Consider the following 18,819-nt stretch of genomic DNA (forward strand, 5'->3'; position numbering starts at 1 on the left):
TACATTCTCTGCTTTAACCTATTGACTTTTTATAGCAGGTCTCCGCACGAATAAACTCGGCATTGCCCATACCGTTTGAGTTGAGTACTACGCTTGCGCCGGAGGTTGCATCCAACGCCTCTTTACCGCCGGTAATCGGAAATGAAAAATATGCAACGAGTGTCTTTGAAGTACCTTGTGCAAAAACTGCCGTACAAAGTGCAAAACCGAATAGCACTATCCCAAATCTTTTCATCATTATAATCTCCGATAAAAAGTCAAGAAGAAACTATCAACCTTCAATTGACTTTTTACGCATATTCTCAACAAAGTGAGAACGTGCAGATGATATACAAGTTTGCGTTTGAGCAAACTCAGATTAAATAAAAGCCGTGCTATTTGTACGGCTTTTATTTAACACTCCTTGTTTTCAACCATGTTTCAACATGATCTGCAATTTCTTTGTTATTCAATTCTTGGAACAGAAAGTGACTATTACCGGTGATACCTACTTTCGGAAGGTCGATAACCGTTGCGTCTCCGCCTTGTGCTCGATAGCTTTCCGCAAATGAATAGCACATCCTACGCATCATCTGCCACATTCCGGTCGCTTGAATCTTGGAATCACCGTTATCAATATAGTCGCCGAAATAGAATGCTACCGGTATTTTTTTAGAAAGCACTGCTTTAAAATCTTCGCTGTCTGTTCCTGGTGCTCCACCCGGTTCAACAGCGGCAATTGCAGCAATATGATCGGTGTATTTTGCTGCCGTCCATCCCGGTCCGCCACCTTGGGAATGTGTTACTAAAATTGATTTTTTACCTGTCATTGCAAAGACCCTGTCAATCGTTGCAGCTACTGCTTTTGCAACCATTTCGTTATCAAAGTCAGCCCCTATATCCGATTTCATACCGGTATCGGGTGTCATCTGCCGGAAAAACTGATCCACCGATGCATCATCGTTCGGAAATTGAGACCCTGTATTGACTACAGAGCGTCCGTTTTCCCATCGACCGATTCTAAACTGTGTGTACCACCTCTGATCCAATGTCTTTGTGCTGATGGTTCCGCCAACCGAACTCTGTCCCGCTTCACCCCGGCGCGGTTCATCAATTAAAAAAATACTGTGTCCTTTTTTCAAAAAAAGATTGCTCCAGCCTTCACGCCCGTCCGGTGTTGTCATCCAACCCATACGGGACTGTCCATAACCGTGTAAGAACACCATCGGAAGTTCTGTTTCCACCGCCGGAATTTGATACAATACATTTGCATGATCCGCATGTGTTGTTTGTCCAGATCCGCTTGCCTCCCATTGATTTTCAGGGTTGAATACTCCTGTTGAACGCACCACGATTCCACCTGAGGAAAACATCCCCTGCTTTGCAATCACAAGATTGTTGCGATTTGTTGTTGCACATCCTGTTAATGATAGTAACACCCGACCAATAACAGCACTCCGCACAGGGTACATTTTAGAATAAGCGCATACCGGTAAAACAATACAGAGTGCTTTACAGGAAACAGAGGAAGCGCTTATTCGCGGACTTGATGACGGAACATACAATCTGATTATACTGCTCCATCCGCTTGAAGCAAAAAAGTCTGATGGAATGCCCCAGTATCTGTGTAAATCGTTTATTCGAGAAAAGCTTTCCGTACTTTTGCCGGTCTCACATCAGCTTGCAAAACGAAAAAAGCTGCAACTGCAAGACCTAGCCGGAGAAAAACTGCTGATTCACAATAACATCGGTTTTTGGTATTCGGTGTGTAAACAAAAAATTCCTGACGCAGTGTTTTTGGAACAAAGCGAGCTTTCCGCACTCCGCGAAATTGTGTATGCAAGCGAGTTGCCTTCATTCATAACGAATATTACGAATACCAATAATACAATCCCTGATAATAAAGTCGTTATTCCTTTGTCTGATCCGGAAGTGAATGTACAATTCTGGTGTGTCTGTTTGGCGGAAAATGCAAGGGAGTATCAAGCACTGTTTAAGGCAATAGAAAAATAAAGGCACAATCACGCAGGGCAGTAGATTATCCTCATTTTATATACTACATCTGAAATGCCGTTATCCAAAAGCATATTCCAACAATAAGTGAAAGCGGAGTCATAACATATTTTTCTTTCCTACTTTTTGAAATCATGTTCATAATAGTATTCAAAGATAGGTAAGCGGCAAAGAAAAAACAAATATATTTAGTAACCTTAAAAGACAACCACAAGGAAATAAAACCTCCGGCTTGCAAAATAATTATCATTGCAAAAATTTGGATAGCCACCGAAATGACTGCCGCAACTCTCAATTTCTTAGGTAAGATTTTATGTTGTCCTCCCATTGTAAATTCGCCCAAAGGCAAACCGCAAGCAACAAGAGCTGTCATAATTGCTATAACTCCAAATAATACTGCACCTAATATTGAAAGCATAAATCAATATTCTCCCTTCTCAAAATACAAAAAAGTTCAGTTACAAATTCAAATTTATTTCAGTCAATCTGCTTATAATATTATAACATATTCTTATCACGTTTTATAAGTCTAACTCTTTCGGAAGCTGCTGCTGCACTTTTCCCTTGGCTTATAAAACAGCAGGCTTGCCCCGCGCCGATTTTTTGATTTGTTCATGATAGAAAAAATTGACAACAACAGGCGGTGCATCAAAGGAACGGTTCATACTGTCATCGTTCGTTACATAGTCAAGTCCAATGTCCGCAGTAAAGGCTTGCAGTTTCGCATCAAGCTGTTTCCAATAACTGCGGTCTCCGTCAACGTATATGCTTTGATAGAGCGGCAACAAATCAGGGTAGTTCGTTTCTATGTAGTCCATGATCACCGGTTTATAGCTGCCGCGTAAATTGAGATTTTCAAGCCAGATTAAATGACACTGATTTTGTACCCGGTTGATAATCGCTTCAACATCGGTAATACCGGGGAATATCGGAGAGATAAAACACGTGGTACGTACCCCCGCTCGGTAAAAAGTTTCCATTGCGGTAAGTCGTCGGTCAATTGAAACGGCTTTATCCATATCTTGTTGAAAGCGGTTATCAAGTGTGTTAATTGACCATGAAACGCGGGCATTGGGAAATCTCCGAATGATATCCAGATCGCGCAGTACTAAATCGCTTTTTGTTGCAATACTGATTTTTGCCGCGCATCCTTTCAACTGTAAAAGCAAAGAGCGGGTGCGCTCATAGACTGCCTCTTCCGGATTATACGGATCGGTAACGGAACCGAAGAATAATTCTTTCCCTGCATATTTTTCAGGATGCTTTATCTCCGGCCAATCTTTAATATCCAAGAACGTTCCCCACGGTTCGGTATGTCCGGTAAAGCGCTTCATAAAAGACGCATAACAATATTTGCATGCATGTGTACATCCGGTGTATGGATTAACGGAATAATCCGCTACGGGTAAATTTGATTTTGATATTACGCTGCGCACCGCAATGTGTTTGATAATAGGGGCAGCGTTCATCTCATCAAATTCCATACTTGTATTTTGCATCAAAACACCTTGATTAGTCCGGAAACAAATATCCTTGCAGTTCTTTCTTTTCGGTATATACAGGAGTATAATTCATAACCAATGCTTCAACAATAGGCTTTCTATTTTTTTCCTTTGCACCGGCATGATAAAAATGTTCTTGCGTAATTACGTGAAAATTCTCTTCATACTTCTTTATATTGTCATTGTATCTAAAATCATTATGATGCCATGATGAAAGTATAAATTTTGCTTTTGTAGCTTTCAACAACTCAAATAAATCATGTTCATCTTCTTCCGACCAACCTGAATAATAATCAGTATAACGCCCTGCATACGGAGGATCACAATAAATAAAGTCGGAGTTATTGGCTCCGACAAGTATTTCTCGAAAATCCTTATTTTTGAAAACCCAATCATCGGTCATTCTACTCAAACAATTTTCAGCTTGATGCACTATCTTTGTTATATAACTTTTAGAGAATCGTTGCTGTTTCTTACAGAACGGTATATTCCATTGTCCATTTTTATTAAATCGAATCATTCCATTAAATCCAGTCCTTGATAAAAACAAAAAATCTAACACATTATATGTTGTATTAAATCTATTCCTTACAGTTTTGTAATATATAGAGCCATCTCCGGCTGCTTCTTTTAATTTCTCTCCCTCACAATATAAATATTCTCTAATATGTTGAGGTGTAATTTCCCTTGCATGCAGTTTTTGATAAAAAGAAATAATATGCGGATTTATATCTGATAACAAAGCTTTTTGTGCTTCTGAATTAAAAGCGACAACCCCTGTTCCTAAAAAAGGCTCAATCCATCTACCGGAAAAAGAAGGTACCGCACTCATAATAGAAGGAACTAGCTTTGTTTTTATTCCTTGGCTTTTTATGGGAGGGATAATAATTTTCATTATTCCTCCTCAGCCTGCTTTTCAATTTCTGCCCTATGTTGTTCAAGAATATCTAACCCCTTAGCTTTATACTGTTGATATTCTTTCAAGTTGGTATAAGGGCGGTCAAGTTCCAAAGACTTTGCCATATCATTTGTTAAATAATACATCCAATAATCATCAAAGATTTCTTCACCCAATATGGAGAAAGGACCATTTCCATCTATTAACGCTTGAATATTAATAATAGAGCCAATATTTTTAGTATTTCCGCTTCCTGGTCGTGCTGTTGCAATTTTATACTTTGGTTGAGCAAAAAACTTGAAATCATGTATTACAGATGGAATATCATTTAAATCATTTAATGTATAAACTTTTCTCTCATCAACGAGCTTATTTGATTGAGAGTAGATTATACCTAATACAAAATGACCTGCATACTGACAATAGGGGAAAGCAATATTTTTACAACTATCCCGATTTCTAAAATAACCGGTAAATGCACCCAAAGTCATGCCATTAACTTTCTCTTCATCAACTCTATAAGTTGTTTTTATATCAAGCGCAAATAATTGCTGATTTTTTCTATCAATAAAGGTCAAATCAGGATAAAAATTCTGCTGAGGACTTAACTCAACATCTAAATCATTTTCCGTTGCAAATTGTTGCAGTAGAGGAAATAAAAGTAATTCAAGAACTTTTGATATTATTTTTGTATCAATCGAAATTGTATAAATATTTTTATATATATCAATAAATCCTTTTATGATCCATTCTTTTTCATTGTTAGAAATTGCCTTTTCAAAAATATCTAATTTTTGTTGTAATCTTTGTAAAAAAACATCTTTTGTCATGACTCACCCCCATAAAATAAATTGTTTAATTTAGAATCCTCCTTACTCTTTCGCTACACTCACCAGCTTCCGTACTCCGTCTTTAACACTAAGAGCTTGTGCATTATTGATAGCGCATAGTTCGATATTTGAGAATGATTGCATAATGTCTGCGGTAACTTTTTTGAATGGTGCAGTAAGATAGTGTGGCAGCACATAAAAATTGATGAGTCCTAATCCGGCATAATCACTCTGAGAATAATCTTCCGGAATAGGATCCATTTTTTCAATATAAGAAAGCTCCGGAGCACATACAATAGCACCTGCTGATTCTCCAATAAATAATTTCCCTTTTTCCAGCTGTTGCTTTAGCAACGTATCCGTACCGGTTTTTCTCAATTGATCAATAAGGAAAAATGCATTACCGCCGGTAAAATAAATAATATCCGCTGTGTCAAACACCTGCGTAATATCGGAAGCGTTTGCAGTTGAAATCTCAATTTCAGTTAGCTCAGCTCCTAATTTTTTGAATAATGTACGGGCAGACCCTACATAGCCTGTGTACCCTTCGTGTATCGATGCAGTGGGAATGAAAGCAACTTTTTTCCCCACGATGTGATCTTTAAGAAGAGTGCCTACTTTTGAAAAGTGTGAGCACAAAAATAAATTCATTTCTCCACACCTCCTCGGTGAATGATGAGTTTAGATCATTATAATATACGGATAATTTTTCACTGCTTTGGTCAGGGGTTATCCTTAGCACCGAACATACCCGTAAGTGAAGCCGCTTCGATTGCATGCCCCTTAATCGCGACCTTAAGCTCTTTTACGCTGCTGCCCGCCGGAAGACTCAGATTCATATCAAGCGCATAGAGATAAAAAATATAGCGGTGCGTACCGAATGGCGGTTGCGGTCCGTTGTAGCCGCTCATACCCCAGCTCGTTTCACCTTCGACAGCATCCGATGGCACATTACCTTCTCCGATCGACGTTGTTTGCGGCGGAATGTTCCACAGCGTCCAATGATAAAATCCTCCCGGGCGGGGCGCATCCGGATCGTGCACGATAATCGCAAGGCTTTTTGTACCCTCCGGTACACCGTCGATTTCGAGCGGAGGAATGTGATTCGCTCCGAGTTTTGCAAATTCTTGGGGCATTTTTTCGCCGTCGGCAAAAGCCGTGCTTGTCAACTTCATAGAACCTCCTTCGGTAAGCGGTTTGATTTCGTCTTTACTTGCGCAGCTTCCGCAGGAAATAACAATCAGCGCCGCCATAAAAGGCAGCACTTTCGTATAGATATGTTTCATACCGGTATTTTATGACAAAGGCATTTTAAGTCAATATACCTGATGGTTGCTTCGGAGACACACATCAGGGTGTTTTTAATCGCCTCACACAGTGATGATTGAGGATTGATGATAAAATACGCATGGATTATGTTCCTGTAATCTTGATATGCAAACAGTGTACCATCTTTACAGCACCATACAAAGGGTGCCTGCCGTAATCAGCAGCGAACCAAGTATCGATTTCGCATTCATATTTTCATACAGAAAAATCACTGCTAAAATCAATGTAATGACCACGCTTAACTTATCGATAGGCACAACTTTGGATGCTTCGCCGATTTGCAATGCCTTGTAATAACACAGCCATGAAGCACCTGTTGCCAAGCCGGAAAGAATCAGAAATATCCAGCTCCTCTTGCTGATGCCCATAATTCCATCCTGCGTATTGGTAATAAAAACCATACCCCACGCCATGGCTAATACCACAACCGTTCTTACCGCTGTTGCCAGATTTGAGTTTACCCCTTCAATCCCGACTTTTGCCAGAATAGAAGTGAGTGCTGCAAAACCAGCAGATAAAAACGCAAAAACCGCCCACATCATGTTACCGCCTTACGCTTTCTCTACACGCACCAGCATCCGTATTTCCAGGGCTCTATGCTGATGCCTTGAATCAGGAACACTGAGTTCAGTTTTACCTTATACGGTAGTACGCCGCTTATCTTAATTACACTTGATATCTTCACTATGCTTGCATTTTTCTTCTGATTGCTCTATAGTTTTAATTACAGTGTAATATTACGTTGTAATATTATAGCAAAAAAGATCGCTATCGGTATAGTATCCTGTACCGGTCAATAGATTCTGTTGGAGGGTGATTGTATACCAAGGAATTTTCAGCAAACACACGAAAATCTGCTGCAATGTGCAAAAGAGCAGTTTTTAGCGTTCGGCTTTGAACGGGCAAGCATTCGGGAAATTTGCAAGGAAGCTCATGTAACCAACGGCGCATTCTATAATCATTTTACGGATAAGGAAGCGCTCTTCGGTGCCATAGTAGACCCGGTTTTTCAAACTATTTCTCAAATGTATAACGATGCCGCAGCGGAGCAGTTCGCATTAGTAAAAAACGATGATCTTTTACAGCTGTGGAAGCATGAAGAAGAAACCTTATGCAGCATGATCGAGTATATCTACGCACATTTTGAAATATTTCAGCTTTTGCTGATGTGTTCAGCCGGTACAAAATACGCAGATTTTCAGGATATGGTGGTACGTGCCGAAATGCGGGAAACCAAAAAGTTTCTTGCGGAATTAAAGCGGCGGGGTATTCCTTTTCGGGATTTAGAAGATGATGAATGGCATATCCTTGTGCATGCGCATTACGCGTCCCTTGCCGAACTTGTGTTGCATAATTATCCAAAAGAAACCGCATTAAAATATGCTCATACGCTCGCCGCTTTTTTTGAGGCGGGATGGAAAGCGGTGTTAGGGCTTCCTGTAATGGAGGGAAGCAAACTACAGCAGTGATCTTGATCTATCAGGAGATAGGAGGCATCTTTTAACAACTCGGGTTAGATTTTTTATGGAGTGTAAAATAAAAGCCGTACAAATGGCACGGCTTTTATTTACTCAAGTTTGCTCAAGCGCAAACTTGTATATCATCTGCACGTTCTCACTTCGTTGCGAACGTGCGTAAAAAGTCAATCGAAAGTTGATACTTTCTTCTTGACTTTTTATGGAGAGGAGTATATATGGATATTTTAAAAAAGCACATTGGCGCAATCATCTTTTCGGTGGTTGTCGCAATTATCGGTGTTGCGTGCAGCATTGTGCCCTACTTTGCTGTCGCATCTATTGTTACACAGCTGATAAACGGTGCAACAGATTACCGCATTTTCTTACCGTATGCAGGACTTATTTTTGCAGGCTTTGCCGGGGCGATTATCGGACATTCGGTATCTACCATTGGTTCGCATAATCTGGCATTCAGCATTATTGAAGATACACGGAAGCGGGTAGTGGAAAAATTAAGCCGCCTTTCGATGGGTACGATAGAAGAAAAAAGCAGCGGCAAGTGGTCGCAGTTTGTGGTAGAAACAGTGGATAAAATGGAAAAGCCGATTGCGCATGTTATTCCCGAAGTGCTTGCCAACGTTATCATTCCGATTGTGATTGTCGTTATCATTTTTATACTGAACTGGAAGATCGCTCTTGCAAACCTCGTAACGCTGCCGCTCGGTATGCTCTTTTCGATGCTGATGATGAAAGACTATGAAGCAAAATCGAAACGGTACATCGAAGCATCGAAAAAAATGAATGCCGCCGCGGTCGAATATATTCAAGGGATAAAAGTAATCAAGGCATTTAACAAATCGGCATCGTCGTATGATAAATTCCAAAAAGCGGTGGAGGATAACCGGGACTCAATGCTCGACTGGTATTTGAGCGTGTGTTTTGCGATGACCGCTGCGATGGAAGTACTGCCATCCACGCTCCTTGTCGTACTGCCGGTCGGCTTGTATCTGTTTATGACCGGCGGCATTACCACGCCGGTGCTGATCATGTGTGTGCTGCTTTCTTATGCGTCATATAAACCGCTCCTTAAAGCAATGGCGTACATGGACACAATGGCGAATGTGCGTGTTGTGTTCGGTGAGATACAGTCGGTACTCGATTTACCGGAGCTGGTTCGGCAAGACACCGCCCCTGCACCGCACGGGTATGATGTGCGTTTTGAAAATGTCGTGTTCGGCTACGGCGGAGCGCTGTGCGAAACAGCCGGTACCGCTGCCAAGGATACTGCGGCAGGCAGTGCAGTAAACGGTGCTGCTAGTAAGGATGGTGCGGCAGGCAGCGCGGTAAACAGTGCAGCTGCCAAAGACAGCACAAAGGTATTCGACGGATTGAACTTTACCGCCAAAGAAGGCGAGCTGACCGCGATTGTCGGCTCTTCCGGCAGCGGTAAGTCTACCATCGCAAAACTGCTGGCAGGCTTTTGGAATATCGACAGCGGGCATATCACCATCGGCGGCGCTGACATCGGGAGTATGAGCTTAGAGCGGAATATGCAGCTGGTTACCTACGTGTCGCAGGAAAACTTTTTGTTCAATAAGACTATTCGGGAAAACCTCAAGATGGCAAAAGAAGATGCAACCGATGCGGAAATCGAAGCCGCGTGTAAAAAAGCAAGCATCCATGACTTTATCCAAAGCCTGCCTAACGGATATGACACCAATGCGGGAAACGCAGGCAGCAAGTTTTCAGGCGGCGAACGCCAGCGGCTCACCATTGCCCGCGCACTGCTCAAGGACAGTCCCATTGTCGTACTCGATGAGGCAACCGCGTATTCCGACCCGGAAAACGAAGCCGTTATCCAGCAGTCCATCGACAACCTCGTAAAGAATAAAACCGTCATTATGATTGCGCACCGGCTTTCCACCATCGTCAATGCCGATAACATCATCGTGCTGGATAAAGGTAAAATCGCCGCTGAGGGAACCCATCAGGAGCTTTTACAACGTTCGCCGCTCTATCAAAAAATGTGGCAGTCGCATATCAGCAGTAGGGACAATGGGTAATGCGGTAATGGATAATGTGAAGCTTTTATCGGCTTGACGGTTCAGTACCTATAGCTTTTAAAATTCTATCATCTATGCTATGATACCGCTTATGAGAGAGGAAACAACTATGAGTACGGTAAATAGGAAATATAAGGATTCGGTTTTTGTTGACCTATTCAGTGAAGATGAAAAGGCAAAAGAAAACTTCTTATCGCTATATAATGCGTTGCATAATACAAACTTACAACTCTCATGTCCTGTAGAAAATATAAGGCTTGATAACGTCATGTACATGAACATAATCAATGATGTTTCATGCCTTGTCGATAATAGGATTATTGTTCTTGCAGAACATCAGTCTACCATAAATGAAAATATGCCAGCGCAAATACTGTACCTCCTTGTACAGTATTTGCTTACGAGTTTTTGCTCACACAAAAACATCGCTGCTGCGTAGAATCACCGCCATCCATGGCGGTGCTGAAAAGCCTTTTGGAAATAGACGGCGTAGATACAAGGAGTTAGGCAAAAAAGTACCGCAGGCGTATTTTAATACGTTGAGGACGCTTTTTGGCCGTACGACGCAGTAGATGCGCCGTATATTTTCAAAAAAGGAGGTAAGAAATATCTTAGTAGCAGAATATGACTATGATACGGATATTGCAGTACAGAGAAAAGAAAGTCTGATGATTGGAATACAGCAAGGATTCGCTGATGGCGCTTACCAAACAAAACTTGAAACGGCAAAAAATTTACTAAAACTCGGTTTATCCGTTGAAAATATTGTACGAGCGACAGGTCTTACAAGAAAAGATGTTGAAGCGATTACCTAACGGATAATTAAGATAATAAGTCGCCTCATTACCAATTAAATGAGATGATGGAGGCTAATAGTCTGATGTTGCTTTTAATTCGATGCTTACGGAGATAGATAATTTGTCATACGAGCAATGTGTAGCACTTCTTGCCCGATTATCTCAAGTTTTTATGAACAAAAAGAACATGCATGAAGATGTTTCTCCTATTGATCGTTTTTTCGGCACGATTGATGAAAGCGATAGTAATAAAATGATGAAAGCTGTACAGACAATTAATGGGTAATTGGTAATTAAAGCGGATTACGAGCATAATTATCCATTACGAATTAAATGAGAGGAGGTCATAGGTAGCCGTATGACAAAAGATGAAATAATCAATGATTTTAATGAGTTTTTGCCTACAGCATATCGGAGTAAGGCAAATCGGGCTGTATGCACCGAACTGTACGGCAGCAGTATTGTTATGGCGAATATGATGGAACGGGAACAGCTGCAGCGGTTGTATACTGAAATTGCAGGGCTGCAGTATTCCAACGTTCTTGATATAGGATGCGGTACCGGCGATTTGCTGCGCTCTATTACTGCCGAGCGGGAGTGCACTGGACTGGGAATAGATTTTGCCGACCGCGCAATCGCAATATGTAATGAGCATACCGGTAACGGAAAACTGCGGTTCGCGGCTCTTGATATTGATGAGCTGACAACTATCAGCGAAACCTTTGACCTTATCATTGCAATTGATTCATTATTTCTTGCGGCAGATATGCAAAAGGTTATGCGGGATATGCTTAATTTGTGTAAAAAAAACGCAACGATTATCATCACCGCATCGGAATACGCATTTGACGAATCGCTTTCGGAACTGATTGCATCAAACCGCACCCGTATCGATGTTGCGCTGACTGCTTTACAAATACCGTATGCAGCGTATGAGTATACTGCACAGGAAACCGCCTATTGGCAGCAAGCAAAAAGTGCGGTAGAAAAGCACAAGGATGAGTTTATCGCCGAGGGCAATAAATCATTATATGAAGGAAGAATTGAAGAAGCGGACGCGGCTCTTGCCATACTCAACAATAATCAAGCTGTGCGGAAATGGTATGTCATACATACATGAAGGAGGAAGAATATGTATGATGTTGACCGTTTTTTCGGCACGATTGATGAAAGCGATAGTAAGAAAATGATGGAAGCTGTACAGGACTGCCGAAGGATAGAACCGTATGAATGGTAATATCCTTGATATGTTGGGAGGAATGATGCTGCGAAATATACAATTAACAGACGCAAAGGCTATTCGGGATATAAGCGAATTTTCGCTCGGGTATAAAACGACGGAAGCGGTAACGGAAGGGCAAATAGCCAAGCTCTTAAAAGATACCCGGCATTTTATACGAGTATACGAAGATGATGAAACGCATACTGTCGTCGGTTTTATTCATGCCGAAGCCTATGAGCTTTTGTACAAAGAACCGGGGTTCAATATTTTGGGACTTGCGCTGTTAGCCGAGTATCAGCACAAAGGTATCGGAAAACAGCTGCTGCAAGCGGTGGAGGCTGAAGCTCGTGCACGAAAGTACCGCTTTATCCGCCTTAACTCCGGCGAGCACCGTACGGAAGCCCATGCGTTTTACGAACACTGCGGCTACGAATGTACCAAGCTGCAAAAACGTTTTATAAAGGAATGGTAGTATATCATACTGAACGGGATGGAAGAACTCGTATCATATCTGCACGGCAAGCAGAAAAAAAATTGCAGGAGGTGTATTATGACTTCATCAAAAAAATTAACGGCTGAAAGAATAGAAGCGATTAAAAGACAGCCTATCGTGTATGATGACGATATTCCTGAATTTACAGATGAACAGTTGCGGCAATTCAAACCGGCTCATCCGGAGCATTACGCTCCATCGGCTGTAGAAAAGAAACAAATACAAATCGGCATCGATAGTGATATTCTCGCGGTGCTTGAAAGTTTTGGAGCAGGCTATCAAAATCAGATAAATGGGCATCTCTAAAAACTTGGTTAGATTTTTAGAGATGCCCGACGAGTTTTTTTGATAAGTCTTTACATTTTTATGACTTATCAAAAAACATCGCAACTACATCTAAGGAAAACCTCTAAAAAACTGAAGTTTTTAGAGGTTCCCAAATACCTTTCTCCGAAAAGCGGTATTCGGATAAGAAGCTCCTACCGTTCTCGGTATACGGATTATGTGTTGTAAAGTTTTAAACGTTTTATAAAGGAATGGTAAAACTATGTTTGATTTAGTGAAGAAGATTTACGCGGTTGCGGGGAAGCAATCAAAGCGTATAACAACGATGTTTATTTGCGATATGCTCAAAAGCATATTCGAAGGTTTTACCCTCGGCGGGCTTGGGTATTTTTTGCTAACGTTGAGCCGTGCGGTGTTTCAATCACAGCCGGTTACACAGAGCAATATTATCACGGTGTTCTGTATTATGCTCACCGGCATTACGGGGAAAATCATCTTCGGCTATATTTCCGACCGCAATAAAAATATCGCCTCGTATACGATGGGGGCGGAAAACCGGCTTGTCATCGGAGATAAACTGAAAAACGTACACATGGGATATTTTTCCGAAAGCAGACTCGGTGATATTTCGGGAGCGTTGACAACGGTGATCACCGATGTTGAAACAATCGATATGATGATTCTCGAAATGATGTTTGCAGGCAGCATTCAAACGGTGATTATGGCGCTGTTTGTTTTCCCGTATGACATGACAACCGGCTGTATCATTTTTATCACCCTTGTTACTGCAATCCTGTTCAACTCTGTGTTTCAAAAAAAGACCGATGCAGTAACGACAAAACTGACGGAGCTGAAGCTGCAACTGCATACCGATGTTCTGGAATATGTGCAGGGAATCGGCGTGGTCAAGGCGTTCGGCAGAACAAGCGAAGCGATAAAAAATGTAACGGAGAGTATTAAAAAAAGCAAAACCGGTTTCTTTGCGGTAGAAAAAACACTGATGCCTTCATTGCTGGTTTTTTCACTCCTGCTTAAACTGGGGACAACCGCAATTATTGTGAGCGCCTTATATCGGTATTCAGCTGGGGTGATCGATGTTGAAAAAACGCTGATGCTGATTGTTGCGAGCTTTGTGGTATTCGGCGGATTTGAAATAGCCGGTACCATGCAGCGGATGCGAGGTGTTGCGGTGCAGAATTTGGATACGCTGTTTACGGTTAAAAATATTCAAGCCTTACCGGAAGGTTCGCTTCTGCCGCAGGGGAATGACGATATCACCGTTAAAAATATTACCTTCGGCTACGGCGGAAAGGAACAGCCAGAAGAAAAACTTTTCCGCAATGTGGATATGTGTATTCCGAAAAACAGCGTAACAGCCTTGGTCGGTTATTCCGGTTCGGGAAAGACCAGTTTGTGTCAGCTGATTGCCCGCTTTTGGGATGTCGATTCAGGGGAAATAAAACTCGGCGATACCAATATAAAAGACTTTGCCTACGATGCGTTTTTATCGAACTTTACATTTGTATTCCAAGATGTGTACTTGTTTGAAGACACAATAAAGAACAACATCAAATTCGGAAAACCGGATGCAACCGACGAAGAAGTTATCGCCGCTGCAAAAGCCGCGCAGTGCCATGACTTTATTACGGCATTACCCGACGGCTACGACACGGTGTTGCAGGAAGGCGGCAGCAATCTTTCGGGCGGGGAACGCCAGCGTATTTCCATCGCGCGGGCAATGCTCAAGCCGAGTTCCATTGTCATCCTCGACGAAGCGACTTCCAGTGTCGATCCCGAAAATGAAGAAAAGCTGATGAGCGCCCTCGATGAATTGCTGAAAAACAAAACCGCAATCATCATCGCACACCGGCTTTCAACTATCAAAAATGCCGATCAAATATTCGTCATGGATAAGGGCAGTATTGTCCAGCACGGCACCCATTCCGAACTGGTGCAGCAAGACGGTATTTATGCACGCTTTGTCGGTATGCGGGAAACCGCAGCGGCGTGGAAGGTGTAGGGTAAACCATTATTTATTGTACAAGGATGCATATTTTTGACGAGGTGGCTGCAGTCGGCTTTAATACCCTTTATTACGGCGCGGTATGTGAGCATTAACTCTCTGCACGAATAATAGGCAATGAAAATATTGAGAAATCTCAAAAAAAGCGATATGATGAAAAGATGAAATGTACTGTTTTTTTACTATGCCTTAGAGTCTTAAAAATTGTCTGCGGTGTTGCTGCAACCGCTGCCGTATTATTCGGGGGGCTGCTCATTGTTATTACCATAACGGAATACCGTCCTCAGCCGCAAGAACCCGCGCTGAAAAATGTAGATGAGGGAATGTATCAGAGCGGAGCATTAGACCCGGCACAGCCTCTTGACATCCTTAGCTGGAATATCGGCTACTGTGGACTCGGCGCTCCGCAGAGTTTTTTTATGGATGGCGGCAGTATGGTACGCCCGCCGCATAAGGAAGCGGTAGAAGAAAACCTCAAAGGGATTATTCAAACCCTCAAACAAAATCCCGTTCATATTTATTTGCTGCAAGAAGTAGATCAGAAGTCGCATCGTTCATATTACATTAACCAACCCGAAGCTATTAGCAGCGCCTTAGAGCTTCCTTTTGCATACACCTACAATTACAAAGCGTTTTTTGTACCCTATCCTATTCCTCCGCTTGGAAAGGTAGCAAGCGGACTCGGAACCTTTACCCGTTTTGTTCCTACCGAGTCAGTCCGCATTGCACTGCCCGTACCCTTCACATGGCCGGTTAGAACCGTAAACCTAAAGCGTTGTATGCTGGTTAGCAGGTTTCCGCTCATGTCCGGAAAGCAGCTGGTTACGGTCAACCTTCATTTGGAAGCTTATGATGATGGCGCGGGGAAGATTGCACAAACACAAGCATTACTTAATTTTATCCGTGCAGAATATGATGCCGGAAATTATGTTATTGCAGGCGGGGATTTTAATCAAACATTACCCGGTATGAAGGAACGGTATCCGCTCAATAGTGATCTGTGGACACCCGGCATTATAGAACCCGATATACTGCCGGAAGGCTGGCAATTTGCAGTAGACGGAGATACCCCCTCTTGCAGACTGACCAATGCTTCATATACACCGGCGCTCATCGATGATGCAATCCGCAAAAACTGGCCGTATTATGTTATTGACGGTTTCATCCTTTCACCCAATATCACAGTACAATCGGTAAAAACACTCGACGAATCGTTTCGGTATGCAGATCATAATCCTGTTAAACTGCGCATCTTGCTGAATCCCTGAACAAAGAAAGAATGTTTAGCTTTCTTTCTGCATCTGTACAATGAAGGGCAAACTCAGCAGAAGTTCATCAATACTGGTGATAAGCTGACGAGGTCTGATGCGGTCTTTATACGTCAACAGCTGGTTGAATACATACAGCGATTCATCCAGCAGCATCCCTAACTCACCGGGGAAATGCAGCCGAACCTGCAATGTCCAGCGTGAAACGGCAATCATCGCTTGCAAAAAAACCGCTTTTTCAAGCCCATTCAAAATGGCTCCGCTGGTAACCGGAAAAGCACCGAGAACAAACAATTCTTTCCCCATCGGGATAAAGCTATGGCATATTACAATACCGATAGTAGAAAGAACACATACAAGCCAGTGAATTTTTTGCTTTTCGGCAATGCACAGCAGCCATCCGGCAGCAAGAATGACCGCTTTCGCCGGAAGCCCCGGTACGAAAAACAGCGCAATGATGAGTATAAAGCCGCTGATTAAGCGGAACCACGGATAATCCGCCTGTTTGGATTCTTCCGGTATATCAATAGAAAACGGCAGGTCTGTTTGCCTCACCTGTGCATACCATTCAGACTCAGCTGCGAAACTTTCGCAAAAAAAACCAAGCATTAAAGACGTAATCGTACCGATGCAGAGGAACGGCGGCATCATATACCATATTCCTTCACCGAATATAAAATACCGCCCGATAAAAAGCTGAATACTATTTGAGATAAATGCCCCGCTCATGCTGACTCCGGCAAGCGATAACACCTTTCGAGGGATTCTATGCAGGGCATACATTGTAAATGCAGCGCCTAATGTCCCCGCTGCCGAGAAAAAGAGAAGATACGAAAAGAGCGTTCCGCTAATGAAGGCTTGCCCAAGAATCTTAATCACTGCCAGTAACAAAAAAGCAGGAAAAGAAACAATGTCCAACGCAAGTATGAGCGGCACATTGGCAAGTCCTATCCGCAGAAAGGGCAGCGGCTTTGGAATGACAAACTCCACTGCTGAAAGGAAAAAACACAGAGCACCGAAAACCGGCACCAGTGCATCTTGTTTTTTTTGCATAGGTTAATGACAGCCTGAACACCCGCCGCAGCCGCCCTGATCGGAACCGCAGCTGCAACCGGCAAATACCTGTTGTACTTCTTCAAGCTCTTCCGGAGTTGCATCCCGCACACCGGTTATTTTTATATCAAAGTGAAGATTTTTACCGGCAAGCGGGTGGTTTGCATCCAGCCGGATAATATCACCGTCGATTTCTGTGATTACAACATGGTGTCCGCTTGTTTCAAACTCCATACCTACTTCCAGTTGGGCTTCAGGCGGAAACTGAGAACGGCTTGCCTCAAAAACAGCACGCGGATCAATTTCACCATAACCCTGCTGCGGCGGTACTGTCAGAGAGAAAGATTCACCTACCTCACGCCCTGCTAGAGCCTTTTCCAGTCCGGGAATAAGTTGCCGATACCCATGAACATAATCCAATGGTCCCATTTGTTCTGATGAATCTAAAATATTTTGATCATCATCCTTTAAGGTATACTCAAGCGTAACCAAACAATCATCTACAATTTTCATGGGTAGTATGATACTCATTTTTACGCTTTCGGACAAGTGATAGATAAGTGGGAACCTCTGAAAACTTCAAGCCTATCGGCTTGTTCTGTAAGGAAATGGTTTATCATATCCGCTCAAGCAGACTGCGAATCAGTTTTTTAGAAGATGCCCAAGATTCTATACAAACATAGCAGCTCTGCTGTTGGCAATGCAGCAACACGGATATCTTGCATATTTGCAAATAGACACAAGGTATAATAAAACGCTATACTGGTGATATGCCTCTTTTAACTTGTATAGACGGTTCTCAATTTTCATTCGGAATTTTAATTCAAAAAAAGAATATTTTTGTTTATGATAACGGCTCTCTGCCGACCGGCGCTACAGTAACAAAAATACTCAGCTCTTATGACTCACAGAATATCCTTGTTAGATACAGTGAAGATGTGTATCAGACATTTGCGGCATTATTAGCCCCGGAAGCTGCAGTACCCGAAGGTTTAATATCCATTCCATACCGAAGTTTATTTGTGAGCGGTTCCGTTGAATATGCTGCTGTTACAGCAAGGGCTGCACTCTTATTGAACTGGCTTCATACCAATTGCTTTTGTGCGTCATGCGGAGCGCCGCTTTTTTTAAGCCGCACCGAAACTGCGCAGGAATGTCCGCAGTGCAGGCGTATATTCTTTCCGGTTATTGCTCCATGTATTATTGTGCTGATTAGTAAAGGCGATAAAATTTTGTTAGCACGGCACCTTCAACATACTACCAATATATACACCTGTATTGCGGGCTTTATCGAAGCCGGAGAGTCTGCCGAAGACGCGGTCATCCGTGAGGTACGTGAAGAAGTAGGACTTACCATTACGGATATCCGCTATCGGGGAAGTCAGGGCTGGCCGTATCCTAACCAGCTGATGTTGGCATTCCGTGCGGAATACGTTTCAGGCGAAATTAGGGTACAAAAGAACGAGCTTTCAGAAGCCGCATGGTTTAGCCGCGATGAATTGCCGTCTATACCGCTACCCGGCTCTGCTGCGTATCAGCTCATTTGCGGGGATTGGTATTAAACCCTGCTCGGAGACTTCCATTTTTGAACAGGTTTAATATGAACT

General features: G+C 42.5%; 20 protein-coding genes and 1 pseudogene. 10 read left to right on the forward strand and 11 right to left on the reverse strand.

What is annotated here, in order from left to right:
* Positions 1–13 precede the first annotated feature (13 nt).
* Together ACTTJ8_RS05920 and ACTTJ8_RS05925 are read right to left on the reverse strand one after the other, a co-directional pair.
* Positions 14–238 carry an NADPH-dependent FMN reductase family protein gene (locus tag ACTTJ8_RS05920; RefSeq protein WP_442720607.1) on the reverse strand — a complete coding sequence of 75 codons (225 nt, stop codon included), beginning with the start codon at positions 236–238 and terminating at the stop codon, positions 14–16.
* 151 nt (positions 239–389) lie between these two features.
* Positions 390–1,328 carry an alpha/beta hydrolase gene (locus ACTTJ8_RS05925; RefSeq protein ID WP_442720608.1) on the reverse strand — a complete coding sequence of 313 codons (939 nt, stop codon included), beginning with the start codon at positions 1,326–1,328 and terminating at the stop codon, positions 390–392.
* Between the two features lie 151 nt (positions 1,329–1,479).
* Between ACTTJ8_RS05925 and ACTTJ8_RS05930 the strand changes: the two genes are divergently transcribed.
* Entirely contained in the window at positions 1,480–1,992 is a 513-nt protein-coding gene (locus ACTTJ8_RS05930; protein ID WP_442720627.1) for a LysR substrate-binding domain-containing protein, read from the forward strand.
* Between the two features lie 43 nt (positions 1,993–2,035).
* On the opposite strand, the gene ACTTJ8_RS05935 is transcribed toward ACTTJ8_RS05930, so the two are convergent.
* From ACTTJ8_RS05935 to ACTTJ8_RS05965, 7 genes are all read right to left on the reverse strand, one after another.
* Positions 2,036–2,410 carry a hypothetical protein gene (locus tag ACTTJ8_RS05935; protein ID WP_442720609.1) on the reverse strand — a complete coding sequence of 125 codons (375 nt, stop codon included), beginning with the start codon at positions 2,408–2,410 and terminating at the stop codon, positions 2,036–2,038.
* Between the two features lie 151 nt (positions 2,411–2,561).
* The gene (locus tag ACTTJ8_RS05940) at positions 2,562–3,491 is read right to left on the reverse strand and encodes a radical SAM mobile pair protein B (protein WP_442720610.1); all 930 of its coding nucleotides are present in this window, start codon (positions 3,489–3,491) and stop codon (positions 2,562–2,564) included.
* Positions 3,492–3,504: 13 nt separating this feature from the next.
* Entirely contained in the window at positions 3,505–4,389 is an 885-nt protein-coding gene (locus ACTTJ8_RS05945; protein WP_442719809.1) for a DNA adenine methylase, read from the reverse strand.
* Positions 4,389–5,222, reverse strand: coding sequence for a type II restriction endonuclease (locus tag ACTTJ8_RS05950; protein WP_442719808.1), 834 nt, complete (start codon positions 5,220–5,222; stop codon positions 4,389–4,391). The genes ACTTJ8_RS05945 and ACTTJ8_RS05950 overlap by 1 nt, the downstream gene beginning before the upstream one ends.
* Positions 5,223–5,264: 42 nt before the next feature.
* On the reverse strand, positions 5,265–5,873 hold the full coding sequence (locus ACTTJ8_RS05955) for a Type 1 glutamine amidotransferase-like domain-containing protein (protein ID WP_442720611.1): 609 nt from the start codon (positions 5,871–5,873) through the stop codon (positions 5,265–5,267).
* 71 nt (positions 5,874–5,944) lie between these two features.
* The gene (locus ACTTJ8_RS05960) at positions 5,945–6,508 is read right to left on the reverse strand and encodes a YbhB/YbcL family Raf kinase inhibitor-like protein (protein WP_442720612.1); all 564 of its coding nucleotides are present in this window, start codon (positions 6,506–6,508) and stop codon (positions 5,945–5,947) included.
* A 168-nt stretch (positions 6,509–6,676) separates the two neighbouring features.
* Complete coding sequence (locus ACTTJ8_RS05965; RefSeq protein WP_442720613.1) at positions 6,677–7,093, reverse strand: EamA family transporter; 417 nt, start codon at positions 7,091–7,093, stop codon at positions 6,677–6,679.
* A 264-nt stretch (positions 7,094–7,357) separates the two neighbouring features.
* On the opposite strand from ACTTJ8_RS05965, the gene ACTTJ8_RS05970 reads away from it, so the two are divergent.
* The 8 genes and pseudogenes from ACTTJ8_RS05970 (at position 7,358) to ACTTJ8_RS06005 (ending at position 16,159) form a co-directional block, all read left to right on the forward strand.
* Entirely contained in the window at positions 7,358–8,020 is a 663-nt protein-coding gene (locus ACTTJ8_RS05970; protein WP_442720614.1) for a TetR/AcrR family transcriptional regulator, read from the forward strand.
* A 224-nt stretch (positions 8,021–8,244) separates the two neighbouring features.
* Entirely contained in the window at positions 8,245–10,071 is a 1,827-nt protein-coding gene (locus ACTTJ8_RS05975) for an ABC transporter ATP-binding protein (protein ID WP_442720615.1), read from the forward strand.
* Between the two features lie 109 nt (positions 10,072–10,180).
* A pseudogene (locus ACTTJ8_RS05980) lies at positions 10,181–10,886 on the forward strand (hypothetical protein).
* Between the two features lie 340 nt (positions 10,887–11,226).
* Positions 11,227–11,988, forward strand: coding sequence for a class I SAM-dependent methyltransferase (locus ACTTJ8_RS05985; RefSeq protein ID WP_442720616.1), 762 nt, complete (start codon positions 11,227–11,229; stop codon positions 11,986–11,988).
* 106 nt (positions 11,989–12,094) lie between these two features.
* Positions 12,095–12,562: a GNAT family N-acetyltransferase gene (locus ACTTJ8_RS05990; RefSeq protein WP_442720617.1), complete on the forward strand. Its 468-nt coding sequence runs from the start codon at positions 12,095–12,097 to the stop codon at positions 12,560–12,562.
* A 78-nt stretch (positions 12,563–12,640) separates the two neighbouring features.
* Entirely contained in the window at positions 12,641–12,889 is a 249-nt protein-coding gene (locus ACTTJ8_RS05995) for a BrnA antitoxin family protein (protein WP_442720618.1), read from the forward strand.
* 241 nt (positions 12,890–13,130) lie between these two features.
* Positions 13,131–14,888, forward strand: a complete 1,758-nt coding sequence (locus ACTTJ8_RS06000) for an ABC transporter ATP-binding protein (protein WP_442720619.1) — start codon at positions 13,131–13,133, stop codon at positions 14,886–14,888.
* A 164-nt stretch (positions 14,889–15,052) separates the two neighbouring features.
* Complete coding sequence (locus ACTTJ8_RS06005; protein ID WP_442720620.1) at positions 15,053–16,159, forward strand: endonuclease/exonuclease/phosphatase family protein; 1,107 nt, start codon at positions 15,053–15,055, stop codon at positions 16,157–16,159.
* Positions 16,160–16,174: 15 nt separating this feature from the next.
* On the opposite strand, the gene ACTTJ8_RS06010 is transcribed toward ACTTJ8_RS06005, so the two are convergent.
* Both ACTTJ8_RS06010 and ACTTJ8_RS06015 read right to left on the reverse strand, forming a co-directional pair.
* Positions 16,175–17,212, reverse strand: coding sequence for a Gx transporter family protein (locus tag ACTTJ8_RS06010; RefSeq protein WP_442720621.1), 1,038 nt, complete (start codon positions 17,210–17,212; stop codon positions 16,175–16,177).
* A gap of 3 nt (positions 17,213–17,215) precedes the next feature.
* Positions 17,216–17,725 carry an FKBP-type peptidyl-prolyl cis-trans isomerase gene (locus ACTTJ8_RS06015; protein WP_442716490.1) on the reverse strand — a complete coding sequence of 170 codons (510 nt, stop codon included), beginning with the start codon at positions 17,723–17,725 and terminating at the stop codon, positions 17,216–17,218.
* Between the two features lie 257 nt (positions 17,726–17,982).
* Here ACTTJ8_RS06015 and nudC point away from each other — a divergent pair, with 257 nt between their 5' ends.
* Positions 17,983–18,774 carry an NAD(+) diphosphatase gene (gene nudC, locus ACTTJ8_RS06020; RefSeq protein WP_442720622.1) on the forward strand — a complete coding sequence of 264 codons (792 nt, stop codon included), beginning with the start codon at positions 17,983–17,985 and terminating at the stop codon, positions 18,772–18,774.
* The last annotated feature ends 45 nt before the right edge of the window (positions 18,775–18,819 follow it).

Source organism: Treponema sp., from assembly GCF_052169735.1.
Classification (GTDB): domain Bacteria; phylum Spirochaetota; class Spirochaetia; order Treponematales; family Treponemataceae; genus Treponema.